This window comes from Marinobacterium iners (genome assembly GCF_017310015.1).
Classification (GTDB): Bacteria; Pseudomonadota; Gammaproteobacteria; order Pseudomonadales; family Balneatricaceae; genus Marinobacterium; species Marinobacterium iners.
Genome location: NZ_CP022297.1, coordinates 3,242,642 through 3,254,653, shown reverse-complemented (window position 1 = coordinate 3,254,653; position 12,012 = coordinate 3,242,642). Strand labels below are relative to the sequence as shown.

Annotated in this window: 12 protein-coding genes and 1 tRNA gene; 9 read left to right on the top strand and 4 right to left on the bottom strand. The window is 55.8% G+C overall.

Annotated features, from left to right (window positions below; translation table 11 throughout):
- Positions 1-194 precede the first annotated feature (194 nt).
- Positions 195-431: a hypothetical protein gene (locus tag CFI10_RS15670; protein WP_206836180.1), complete on the bottom strand. Its 237-nt coding sequence runs from the start codon at positions 429-431 to the stop codon at positions 195-197.
- Positions 432-592: 161 nt separating this feature from the next.
- On the opposite strand from CFI10_RS15670, the gene CFI10_RS15665 reads away from it, so the two are divergent.
- The 5 genes from CFI10_RS15665 (at position 593) to CFI10_RS15645 (ending at position 5,744) form a co-directional block, all read left to right on the top strand.
- The gene (locus tag CFI10_RS15665) at positions 593-1,024 is read left to right on the top strand and encodes a LexA family protein (RefSeq protein ID WP_206836178.1); all 432 of its coding nucleotides are present in this window, start codon (positions 593-595) and stop codon (positions 1,022-1,024) included.
- Positions 1,021-2,292 (top strand): translesion error-prone DNA polymerase V subunit UmuC, encoded by a 1,272-nt coding sequence (gene umuC, locus CFI10_RS15660; RefSeq protein WP_206836174.1) that lies wholly within the window; start codon positions 1,021-1,023, stop codon positions 2,290-2,292. Before CFI10_RS15665 ends, umuC begins: the two co-directional genes overlap by 4 nt.
- 27 nt (positions 2,293-2,319) lie before the next feature.
- On the top strand, positions 2,320-3,630 hold the full coding sequence (guaD, locus tag CFI10_RS15655; RefSeq protein ID WP_206836171.1) for a guanine deaminase: 1,311 nt from the start codon (positions 2,320-2,322) through the stop codon (positions 3,628-3,630).
- 84 nt (positions 3,631-3,714) lie between these two features.
- The gene (locus tag CFI10_RS15650; RefSeq protein ID WP_206836169.1) at positions 3,715-4,458 is read left to right on the top strand and encodes a DUF4197 domain-containing protein; all 744 of its coding nucleotides are present in this window, start codon (positions 3,715-3,717) and stop codon (positions 4,456-4,458) included.
- Between the two features lie 257 nt (positions 4,459-4,715).
- Positions 4,716-5,744, top strand: coding sequence for a virulence RhuM family protein (locus tag CFI10_RS15645; protein ID WP_206836166.1), 1,029 nt, complete (start codon positions 4,716-4,718; stop codon positions 5,742-5,744).
- A 269-nt stretch (positions 5,745-6,013) separates the two neighbouring features.
- Here the strand turns inward: CFI10_RS15645 and CFI10_RS15640 are convergent, their stop codons facing one another.
- The 3 genes from CFI10_RS15640 to CFI10_RS15630 form a co-directional block, all read right to left on the bottom strand.
- Complete coding sequence (locus CFI10_RS15640) at positions 6,014-6,418, bottom strand: hypothetical protein (RefSeq protein ID WP_206836163.1); 405 nt, start codon at positions 6,416-6,418, stop codon at positions 6,014-6,016.
- On the bottom strand, positions 6,415-6,966 hold the full coding sequence (locus CFI10_RS15635) for a Panacea domain-containing protein (protein ID WP_206836160.1): 552 nt from the start codon (positions 6,964-6,966) through the stop codon (positions 6,415-6,417). Before CFI10_RS15635 ends, CFI10_RS15640 begins: the two co-directional genes overlap by 4 nt.
- Positions 6,967-7,304: 338 nt before the next feature.
- Positions 7,305-7,391 (bottom strand) — tRNA-Leu (locus tag CFI10_RS15630).
- A gap of 147 nt (positions 7,392-7,538) precedes the next feature.
- Between CFI10_RS15630 and queA the strand changes: the two genes are divergently transcribed.
- From queA to secD, 4 genes are all read left to right on the top strand, one after another.
- Positions 7,539-8,591, top strand: a complete 1,053-nt coding sequence (queA, locus tag CFI10_RS15625; protein ID WP_091827772.1) for a tRNA preQ1(34) S-adenosylmethionine ribosyltransferase-isomerase QueA — start codon at positions 7,539-7,541, stop codon at positions 8,589-8,591.
- Positions 8,592-8,605: 14 nt separating this feature from the next.
- Positions 8,606-9,724, top strand: a complete 1,119-nt coding sequence (gene tgt / locus CFI10_RS15620; RefSeq protein WP_206836157.1) for a tRNA guanosine(34) transglycosylase Tgt — start codon at positions 8,606-8,608, stop codon at positions 9,722-9,724.
- A gap of 38 nt (positions 9,725-9,762) precedes the next feature.
- Positions 9,763-10,089 carry a preprotein translocase subunit YajC gene (gene yajC, locus CFI10_RS15615; protein ID WP_206836156.1) on the top strand — a complete coding sequence of 109 codons (327 nt, stop codon included), beginning with the start codon at positions 9,763-9,765 and terminating at the stop codon, positions 10,087-10,089.
- Positions 10,090-10,155: 66 nt separating this feature from the next.
- Positions 10,156-12,012 carry a protein translocase subunit SecD gene (secD, locus tag CFI10_RS15610; RefSeq protein ID WP_206836153.1) on the top strand — a complete coding sequence of 619 codons (1,857 nt, stop codon included), beginning with the start codon at positions 10,156-10,158 and terminating at the stop codon, positions 12,010-12,012.

Below are 12,012 nucleotides of genomic sequence, written 5' to 3'. Positions count from 1 at the left end.
GTTGCGCCTCCGTTATTACTTTTAATAATAAGTATATTACTTATAAAGTATACACAACGTAGCGCTTTGACAACCTGCGGCATACTGTCGCAGGTCAATGCAGTATAGACGGGCAAAAAAAATCCGCTCAGGCAAGCCGGAGCGGATGGAATAACAACAAACAACAGATAAGGAAAAACACCGAAGTGTCAGGATCAGGCAGCCGTTACTGCCTCCATCCGGCGGGCAGCGTCTGCCCCGATACGGCATCCGTATACGCCAACTTCACCCTTCCAGCGCATCCAGGTCAGAAATTCTGCGGTCTGAGACAGCAGCTTCGACAGTGCGCCGGGCTCAGCCTTGTAGGGCTGATCTGCATATCCCATGGCGATCAGCTCCTGCTGGATGCGGCGATCATCATTTGGAATACCGGTGTATTGATTGAATTTCATAACAACACTCCCCAAGCTTTGTGTGTTAGACATTAGTATTATAGTGACGTCTGCTGCGCTGCACAAGAGGGTGTTATGACAAGTGCATGAATCTTCACTGGACAGCTCTCCGGTGAACGATATTATACTGTATATAAATACAGAATAATGGGTTAGCAGCTATGTCAGCAGTGATTATCGGTCGGGGTGGAGTGTTTCAGCCGCTGTGGATTCCTCTGCAACTGGAATCGGTCTGTGCCGGGTTTCCCTCGCCTGCGCAGGACTATGTGGAGCAGGTGCTGGATTTGAATCAATTGTGTGTCCAGCGTCCGGCCGCCACTTTTTTTGTTCGGGTTCGTGGTGACTCCATGCTTGAAGCCGGTATCTGTCCGGGGGACATTTTGGTGGTGGATCGTTCGCTGGAGGCTGTCAGTGGGGATACGGTTGTAGCCAGTCTCGACAACGATTTTACGGTCAAGGAGTTGCAACTGAAGCCTGCTCCCAGGCTGCTGCCGCGCAACCGTCGCTATCCGGTCATTGAAGTGAGAGCCGAGCAGGAGTTGGAGATATTCGGTGTTGTAGTCGGTGTCGTCAGACAGATGAGGCGCGGATGAGCAAAACCTTCGCACTGGTCGACTGTAACAGCTTCTATGCCTCCTGTGAGAAGCTATTCCGGCCTGACCTTAAACATTCTCCGGTTGTGGTGTTGTCGAACAACGATGGCTGCGTGGTGGCACGTTCGCCTGAGGCCAAAGCGCTGGGAATTGGTATGGCTGTGCCGTTTTTTCAGATTCAGGCACTGGCCCGGCGTTATGGGGTGGCGGTTTTCTCTTCCAATTATGCCCTGTATGCCGACATGTCAGCCCGAGTGATGAGTGTGCTTGAAGACATGGCACCGGCAGTCGAGGTTTATTCCATCGATGAGGCCTTTCTTGATCTCACTGGCGTTAATCATATTCATTGCCTTGAAACATTTGGCCAGCAAATGCGCCAACGGGTCCTGCGCTGGACAGGAATTGCCACCGGTGTTGGCATTGCACCGACCAAGACCTTGGCTAAGCTTGCCAATCATGCAGCCAAGCAGTATCCGGCCACAGGCGGAGTCGTCGATCTGAGCTGCCCCGAGCGCCAGCGACGCCTGCTGCAGCGGGTACCGGTCAGTGATGTGTGGGGCGTTGGGCGGCGCTTGAATCGACAGCTGCAGGAGCAGGGTGTGCAAACGGCAGCTGACCTGGCGGCCATGCCTCCTCGGTTGGCTCGCCAGCGCTTTTCGGTGGTGCTGGAGCGCACCATCCGAGAACTGAATGGTGAGTCCTGCCTGTCACTGGAGCAGCAGCCTGCGGTGAAGCAGCAGATTATCTGCAGCCGTTCATTCGGCCAGCGCATCAGTCAATTTGAAGAGATGAAGCAGGCGGTCTGCACCTATGCAGCACGTGCCGCCGAAAAGCTGCGGCAGGAAGGCCAGTTCGCCAAAGTGGTCAGTGTCTTTATCCGTACCAGCCCCTTTCGACCGGGAGAACCCTTTTACAGCAATACAGCCACGGCCGAGCTGCCAATTCCCGATGACGACAGTCGAGTGATTATCAATCGAGCCGTCCTGCTGCTGCGTCAGCTCTGGCGCGATGATCACCTCTACATGAAAGCGGGCGTTATGCTGGGAGATTTTCATGCACCCGGCTGCTACCAGCCCGAGCTGTTTGATACACCGACGGCGTCCCCTGGCAGTCGAGAGCTGATGCAGGTGCTGGATCACATCAACCAAAGCGGTCGTGGGCAGGTGTTTTTTGCCGGGCAGGGCATGCGCACCGGGTGGGCGATGAAACGGGAACGGCTGTCTCCCTCTTACACCACGCGCTGGGAGGATATACCCTGTGTACGTTAGCCAGCTGAACTGAAGGTGTTGCGTGCCATGAGTCAGACTACATCCTCTCGCGTGATCCGTGCGACTGTCCTGCACTGTTTGGCCAGTCCAGCCGAACAGGGTGAGCAAGCAATCGAGCACCTGCAGGACGGCCTGCTCTGGATCGAACAGGGAAGGATCAAAGCGCTTGGGGAGTATAAAGCGCTGCAGGCACAGCTGCCTGCGGGGCAGGTTATTGAAGATCGTCGCGGCTGCCTCCTGATACCTGGGCTGATCGATACTCACACCCATTATCCACAATTGAGTATCGCGGCCAGCCCGGCCGGAGCGTTGTTTGAGTGGTTATCCAAACGAGCCTTTCCCGCCGAGGCCGCCATCCATGATGCCGTTACGGCAGAGGCGATGGCAGAGCGCTTTATCCGTGAGCTGCTGCGCAACGGTACGACAACCGCAATGGTATTCGCCGGAGTGCAACCCTGGAGTGCGGATGCCTTTTTTCGAGTGGCGCAGCGATACAAACTGCGCATGATCAGTGGCAAGGTACTGCAGGATCGACTGGTACCGACTGAACTGCGTGAGCCTCTGGAGCAGGCACGTGAACATAGCGATGAGCTGATCGCACGCTGGCATGGGGTTGACCGGCTCAGCTACGCACTGACCCCTCGCTTTGCGCCAGCCTGTTCCGAAGCTTTGCTGGCCTGGTGTGGCGACCGTCTTGATGGTCATTCCGACCTTTACCTGCAAACCCACCTTGCGGAAACGCCCTCTGAATGTGACCGCGCCCAGCAACTCTTTCCCGAGTGCAAGGGATATCTGGATGTCTATGATCACTATAGACTGTTGCGCCCGCGCAGCCTGTTCGCACATGCCATCCATCTGAGTGCCGCCGAACAGCGGCGCTTGGGTGCCAGTGGCGCCAGTGTGGCACATTGCCCCTCGTCCAACCTGCTGCTGGGCTCTGGACTGATGCCGTTGCAGGCCCTGCGGCAGGCGGGCGTTTCCCTGTCGGTCGGGACCGATGTAGGTGCTGGGCCGAGTTGCTCAATACTGAAAACACTGGCAGATGCGTTACGGGTGCAACAACTGCGCGGCGAGCCATTGAATCCGCTTTATGCCTTCTACCTGGCAACCCTGGGTGGTGCAAGAGCGCTGCAGCTGGAGTCATATGCAGGAAATCTGCGGCCGGATACCGAAGCGGACTTTCTGTTGCTGGATATGTCCGCTGTTCCGGAACTGGCTGTGCGCGGTGAGGCGGTGGAAAGCATTGATGAACTACTGGCGCTGATCATCCTGCTGGGCGATGATCGGCTGGTTACCGAGATCAACATACTGGGCGATCCGGTGAAGTTGAACGACTGAAGCTTGATCCGTACTACTCTATACTGCCTGCAGATTCGCTATTCAGGGATACCCAAAATGATACGACGCAATGCAGTGCACATAATGGCAATAACCCTTTGGACCAGTGCCATGGTTGTGCCACAAGCCACGGCTGCCTGGGATGACCTGCTCAAGCAAGGCCAGCAGTTGCTGGAGGGGCAAAACCGCTCAGAGCAAAGCGAAACGGCAGTGCCGGCGGGTATGGACACAGCGACTCTGGCACGCGGACTCAAAGAAGCCCTGCGAGTGGGTGGCGAGCGTGCCATCGGCCAGCTTGCGGCAACGGATGGCTACTATGGCCGCCCCGACGTGCGGATACCGTTGCCGGGCATGCTCGAAAGCGGGGCCGGGCTGCTGCGTCGTGCCGGGCTTGAGTCTTACGTGGAAACCTTTGAGCGCAGTATGAACCGCGCCGCAGAGCAGGCAATCAGTGAAGCCACGCCCGTGTTTCTGGATACACTTGAACAGATGACACTGGAAGATGCCCGACGTATTTACTCCGGTGGCGATAACGCCGCAACCGAGTATTTTCGTGACAAAACGTCAACCCGGCTACAGCAGCGTATGCAGCCGCTGATCAGCGAGGCCATGTCTGCCAGCGGCGTTAGCCTCGCCTATGAAGCACTGGTGCAACAGGCCGAGTCATATCTGCCAATGCTGCAGGGATTCAGTCCAGACCTGAATGAGCATGTCACTTCGCGGGCGCTTGAAGGGCTGTTTCTTCGATTGGGTGAGGAAGAACGCTTGATACGTCAGCAGCCTGCGGCACGGACAACCGAACTGCTGAAGCAGGTGTTTGGGTCTTGAGTCCTAAATGACTTGACCACTACAGAAACGCTTTTCTGACGAGTCAGGTCGAACAATGATTCGAACCAGACATTCGCCATAATACGTGATTATTTACTACCCAAACTCATCACCGGCGAGCTCCAGATCCCGGATGCCGAGCAGCAGATCGCAGCAACGCTGAGTTAAGCCAAACACACAAGAAACAGCCATCCCGGAGCAAAGTCATCGGGACCCACGCACCGGCCAGGGAAGGCCGATCAAAAAAGGAGAACCCGATGCGCCAAGCCCCCTTGCCGATGGAGATATTCACCTCTGAAGATGGCTCTATCCGGCTGCAACTGAAGGTGGTGGAGGACACCCTCTGGCTGACCCAACGGCAGATCGCCGAGCTGTTCGAAAAGTCGCCAAAGACCATCAGTGAACACCTGAACAACATCTACGATGAAGGCGAGCTGGAGCCGGATTCAACTATCCGGAAATTCCGGACAGTTGCCCGGGAAGGCGCGCGAGACGTGGAGCGGCTGCTCGACCATTACAATCTGGATGCCGTGTTGGCGGTGGGTTATCGGGTCCGGTCCAACCGGGGTATTCAGTTCCGCCAGTGGGCCACGCGGGTGCTGAAAGAGTACCTGATCAAGGGCTTCGCCATGGATGACGAGCGCCTGAAAAATCCTGATCGGGATCTGGGCGCGGACTACTTCGATGAGCTGCTGGCGCGGATTCGGGATATCCGTGCATCGGAGCGGCGCTTCTACCAGAAGATCACCGATATCTATGCCACAGCGGTGGACTACAACAAGAACGCCCAACTGAGTCAGCGCTTCTTCGCGGCCGTACAGAACAAGCTGCATTGGGCGATTCATGGGCATACCGCGCCGGAACTGATCCGAGAGCGGGCTGACAGCACCCAGCCCAATATGGGGCTCACCAGCTGGAGCTGGTCCGGTGCCCGGGTGAGCAAAAAGGATGTGTCCGTCGCCAAGAACTACCTGACTCAGGATGAGATCACGGCACTGAACCGTATCGTCACCATGTATCTCGACTATGCGGAGAGCCAGGCCGCCCGGCAGCGGCCGATGACAATGCAGGACTGGGCCAACAAGCTGGACGCCTTCCTTGAATTCAACGAGCATGAGATTCTGCAGGATGGTGAAAAAGTATCGGCTGCCGTGGCAAAACAGCTGGCTGAGGCGGAATACGACCAGTACGAAACCCGGCGTCGTGAAACATTGGCGGGCCAGAAAAGTGACTTTGACGCCTTTATCGAACATACCCAACAGCTAACGGATAAAGGCAAACTCTGATAGAGCGGCGCGGGCAGGGGGCGCGGCCGGACAGTACAGGGAAAAGGATATGAAGTTCACCGAAGCCAAGCTGGAAGCGGCAATTATTCAACTGCTGGGCGAGCAGGGCTACGCCCATGGTGGCCTGAGGTCTACTTTTGAACCCCGCTAAAAATGGGGGGTTACCAGAGGACCATGCGGTATGCACACCTTGCACCGGACCACTTGAATGATGCCGTGAAGCTGAACCCTTTGCAGAGGGAAAGTGAAAGTAAGGAGGGTATAACAGGCTAGTCAATTAACCTGGCATGATTTCGAAGGAAGCGCTTAATTCGGGGTTTCACAAATCTCGAGACCTTAAATCCCTCAAGTACCTTTTCATAAAGTGCCTCATCGACCGCTTCATGAGTCCGAACTTCTCCAGCAGCTACGCCAGCAGCTAGTTTGGTTGCACTGAAAGGAGATGCATCGCGGTAAAAAACATAGCTTTGACGAGTGATGAATGGGTGGCAACCAGCTTCTAAAACACAAGCCGGATCATGACGTTCAGTCATAGAGGTGATGTTCACGTCAACAACAAGCTCATGACCCGCTTCTGGGCAGAAGACAGGATCATTGATGATGATGTGCATGTGGTCGACTGGGCCAGTCAGCCAGAAGAACGTCCCTTTTCTTGCTATCAGTGGCTGAGTCATCGGTAATTGCGGCGAATCATCTCCAGTGACTTACGCTGCATCAGCTCATTATTCAGCTGCTGCGCCGAGTGTTCATCTCGACCAACTGCACGATAGATGGCTTCTGGTGAGATGGGGAAAGAAGAGCCGTTTGGATCTTCCCATTCTGGGCAGTGGTCGTGAGTGTGCTGCCTCAGCTCCCAACGATTCATTTCGCCAAACTGATTCCAGATGGCCTCCATGACTTCAATGTCAGCATCACTCAGCTCATCCAGCTTGTCACGGTCGAAAGTAGACTTCAGGCTAACTTCATAATTCGCTTCGGCGGCTATTTCACTATTCCATGCAACAGATTCAACCTGACCTGTAATCAAGTTGAGAGTGTTCGACAGGACAGGCCCGTGAGGCAGGGAAACATGGTGATCGTCAGAAATAGGGAAGTCGTAGAGTTCCATAGAGTGACGGTCTGCCAGGTACAGCAGTTTCATTAGCTTCAAGTAAGACATGCGGCCACCTCTTCTACCGAGGAAGTACATAGCCATCTGAGCTACTTTTTTGTCGTCAAACATGGGCGCGGCCTCTTGCTGCTGATTGCACAATACCTGTGCCTTTTGAGAAGTTGCAGGTTTGTACGTACTCGCAACTACAGTTGGAGCTCTGAGCGAAGCGCGCACATTTTACAGTGCGCTGCTCAAAAATCAACCAGAAAGCCCCTCTATCTATCACTAAATCTCACTACTCTTGCCCCCATAGTGTAGCAAACTGAAAAAAAAGCAAGGTGGATAGTTGGAGGTGAAAATAGGAAAAAGTGGACACTTTGTGGACACTCAAGCAAGTGTGGACGTATCAGGTGTATTTCAGGGAAGGACTTGGGTAGTGTAACTTGCTGAAATAAAACGTTTTTAAGTGGTACCAGCGGCCGGACTCGAACCGGCACACCCGTTAAGGCGGGGGATTTTGAATCCCCTGTGTCTACCAATTTCACCACGCTGGCACTGTATCGACGGGGTTTCGAAGTGTGAAGCCCCTGCAGTGAAGGCGCATATTATATTTGTCTTTGCTGGTTCGTCAATCAGGACTGAAAAAAACCTGTTACTCAGGTAGAATTCAATCTTTCCAACAGGTTTCCAGTTTGAGTCCCATGCAGGTAAAAGACTTCTATTTCGAGCTGCCGGAAGAGCTGATTGCGCGTTATCCACTGGAACAGCGCAGTGCCAGCCGCTTGCTCTGCCTTGACGGCAATACCGGTGAACGGACCCACCGACAGTTTACCGACCTTCTTACATTGCTGCAGCCCGGCGATCTGCTGGTGTTTAACGATACCCGCGTGATTCCGGCGCGGCTGTTCGGGCAGAAAGAGAGCGGCGGCCAGATCGAGATGTTGGTGGAAAGGGTCACCTCCGAAAACACCGCGCTGGCGCACATTCGGGCCAGTCGTGCGCCCAGGCCGGGTGCGCGGCTGCTGTTTGAAGGCGGGCTTGAGGCCGAAGTAACGGGGCGTCAGGAAAACCTGTTCCAGCTCAGATTTACTAATCTGGACGACCATCTGGTGTCCGCGCTGGAGCGGCACGGTCACATGCCGCTACCGCCCTATATGAAACGTGAGGATCAACTGTCTGACCGCGAGCGTTATCAAACCGTTTACAATCGTAAGCCCGGTGCCGTTGCGGCTCCGACGGCAGGGCTGCATTTTGATCAAGCGTTGTTGCAGCAGCTGAAGGACAAAGGCATCGAGCAAACCTTTGTTACCCTGCATGTAGGCGCGGGCACCTTTCAGCCGGTCAAGGTCGACACCATTGCCGAGCACCACATGCACGCCGAATATATCGAAGTCTCCGATGAGGCCTGTGCGGCAGTGAAAGCCGCTCAGGCCCGGGGCAATAAAGTTGTAGCGGTAGGAACGACCAGTGTGCGCTGTCTTGAGACGGCGAGCCGGTCCGGCGAAATCGCCCCCTTTTATGGCGATACCGATATCTTTATCTACCCGGGCTATCGCTTTCGCACGGTGGATCGACTGATTACCAACTTCCACCTGCCTGAGTCGACGTTGATGATGCTGGTCAGTGCCTTTGCGGGACATCAGTCGATCATGCAGGCCTATGCCGATGCCGTGGCCGAGCGTTACCGCTTTTTCAGTTATGGCGATGCCATGTTTTTGACCCGCCGTGATGCGGCGGATGAGGATGCTTTGTGAGCAGAGAATGTTTTATGCAGTTCGAGACTCTTGCCAGTGAAGGCAAGGCGCGTCGCGGACGCCTGACCTTTCCCCGTGGTGTGGTTGAAACCCCCGCCTTCATGCCGGTGGGCACCTACGGCACCGTCAAAGGCATGCTGCCGCGGGATATCGAGGCCACCGGCGCTCAGATCATTCTGGGCAACACCTTCCATCTGATGCTGCGCCCGGGTACCGAAATCGTACAGATGCACGGTGATCTGCATGATTTCATGCAGTGGAAGGGGCCGATTCTGACCGACTCAGGCGGCTTTCAGGTGTTCAGTCTTGGCAAGCTGCGCAAGATCACCGAAGAGGGCGTGACCTTCCAATCGCCGGTGAACGGCAGCAAGGTGTTCATGACGCCAGAAAGCTCAATGCAGGTTCAGCGTGAATTGGGTTCCGATATCGTGATGATCTTTGATGAGTGCACACCCTATCCGGCAACAGAAAAGGAAGCGGCCGACTCCATGCGCATGTCGCTGCGCTGGGCCGAGCGCTCCAAAAAGGCGCACGGCGACAGCCCTTCGGCGCTATTCGGGATTATTCAGGGCGGTATGTACGAAAGCCTGCGTGATGAGTCCCTGGCCGGTTTGACCGAGATCGGCTTCGATGGCTATGCCATCGGCGGCCTCTCGGTGGGTGAACCGAAGGAGGACATGGTTCGCATTCTTGACCACCTGGCGTGGAAAATGCCCGAGGACAAGCCCCGTTACCTGATGGGGGTGGGCAAGCCGGAAGATCTGGTCGAAGGGGTGCGTCGTGGTGTCGACATGTTCGACTGTGTCATGCCGACGCGCAACGCGCGCAACGGTTTCCTGTTCACCCGCAACGGCATCGTCAAAATTCGAAATTCAGCCAATAAAACCAATACCGCACCTGTGGATGAAACCTGCAGCTGTTATACCTGTCAGAACTTCAGTCGCGCCTATTTGCATCATCTGGACAAGTGCAAGGAGATTCTGGGGGCGCAGCTCAATACCATCCACAACCTGCACTACTATCAGGAGCTGATGGCTGGTTTGCGCAACGCCATTGAACAGGGTAAATTGAGCGACTTCGTAAACGAATTCTATCGCCAGCAGGGGCATGAAACGCCGCCGCTGACGGCTTGAAACGCATCACTGACACTGTAATCGGGAGTACAACCTGAATGAGCTTTTTCATCTCTCCGGCCTATGCTGAAGGCGCTGGCGCCATGGATCCGGGCATGTTCAACATCCTGTTCCTGGTCGGCTTCGGTCTGATCTTCTACTTCTTCATGTGGCGTCCGCAGGCCAAGCGTGCCAAGGATCACAAGAACCTGATCGCCGGCCTGGCAAAAGGTGACGAAGTGATCACCGCAGGTGGCATCATCGGTAAGGTGGTGCGTCTGAGCGATGACTACGTGGTGCTGGAAGTATCTGAAGGCACCGAGCTGAAGTTCCAGAAGGCCCACGTTGCGGCCGAACTGCCCAAGGGCACGATCAAGAATATCTGATCGCCCATCTGTGTTCCGGCGCCACTGTTCAGGTGGCGCTTTCGTTTTTGGTGAGGATGGAGCACGATGCTCAACCGCTACCCCCTGTGGAAAAATTTCCTGATCCTGCTGGTGCTGGTGATTGCCGGCCTCTACGCAGCTCCCAACCTGTACCCGGATGACTATGCGATTCAGGTGTCAGCCGGTCGTAATGCGGCCCCCGTTGATCAGGGTACGCTAACGTCCATTGAACAGCGTCTGGAAGAAGCCGGTCTTGTGGCCAAGGCAACGGAATTGCAGGAGAGCGGTGTTGGCCTGATCCGTCTTGGCAGCTCTGACGCTCAGCTTGAAGCGCGCGAACTGATTGCCCAGACACTGGGCAACAACTACACCGTGGCGATGAACCTGGCACCGACGACACCTGAATGGCTGCGGGCCATTGGTGCCGGTCCCATGACGCTGGGCCTCGACCTTCGTGGTGGTGTGCACTTTCTGATGGAAGTGGACATGGCGCAAGCGGTTGCGCAGCGACTGGACGTGTATGTCAGCGAGATCAAAACCAAACTGCGTGAAGAAAAACTGCGTTATCGCATGGTTGACCACCTTGAAGATGGCCGTCTGTCGGTCCGTTTCGATGATGTTGCCGTGCGTGATGAGGCGCAGGGACTGCTGCGTCGCACCTGGCCCGAGTTCATGGTGGATGCCGCAGCCGATGGCGAGGACTATTTCCTCTATATCAACCTGACGGAAGAGACCATCCGCCAGATCGAAGACTACGCCATCAAGCAGAACCTCACGACCCTGCGTAACCGTGTCAACGAGTTGGGTGTGGCCGAGCCTTTGGTGCAGCGTCAGGGACGCAATCGTATTGTGGTTCAGCTACCGGGCGTACAGGATGCGGCGGCCGCCAAGCGTGTGATCGGTAAAACGGCCAATCTGGAGTTCCGTCTCGAAGCACTGCCGGATACCAGTCGTGCCCTGACCGAGACCTATGACTTCCGCAGCCAGCCAGGCCGTAGCGCGGCACTGGAAAAGGACATCATCATTACCGGCTCCAGTGTCTCCAATGCACAGGCCGCCTTTGACGAGAACGGCATGCCACAGGTGTCGATCACCCTGGATGGCCCTGGTGGCCAGATGATGAACCGGGTGACACGCAATGCGATTCAGCGCCGCATGGCGGTGCTGTTTGTCGAGCACAAGCAGCGCACACTGGTACAGACCATCGAGGGTGAGCGTGTCGAGCGCCGTATCCCTTACACCGAGAAAAGCATCATCTCGCTGGCGACAATCCAGAGCACGCTGGGCAACCAGTTCCGCATCACCGGACTGGACAGTGCCCAGGAGTCCTCCGAACTTGCACTGCTGCTGCGGGCTGGTGCCCTGGCTGCGCCAGTGTACTTCGTAGAGGAGCGTACGGTCGGTCCGAGCCTGGGCGCCAAGAATATCGAACAGGGTACTCTGTCGGTACAGATCGGCTTTGCGCTGGTGCTGGTGTTCATGCTGGTTTACTACCGAGTATTCGGTCTATTGGCTAATATCGCGCTGACTCTGAACCTGGTTCTGCTGGTCGCGGTGATGTCGCTGCTGTCAGCAACTCTGACGCTGCCGGGTATTGCTGGCATCGTGTTGACCGTGGGCATGGCGGTAGATGCCAACGTGTTGATATTCGAGCGAATAAAGGAAGAGTTGAAGAATGGTCTGCCGGTGCAGTCGGCCATTCACTCGGGCTTCAGCCGCGCGTTTACCACCATTCTGGATGCCAACGTGACCACGCTGATCGCGGCCGTGATCCTGTTCGCCATGGGTACTGGGCCGGTCAAGGGCTTCGCTGTTACGCTGTCGGTCGGTATTCTGACCTCCATGTTCACTGCTTTGCTGGTGACCCGTGCACTGGTGAACCTGGTGTATGGCGGCCGCACGCTGAAGAAACTGATGATCTGA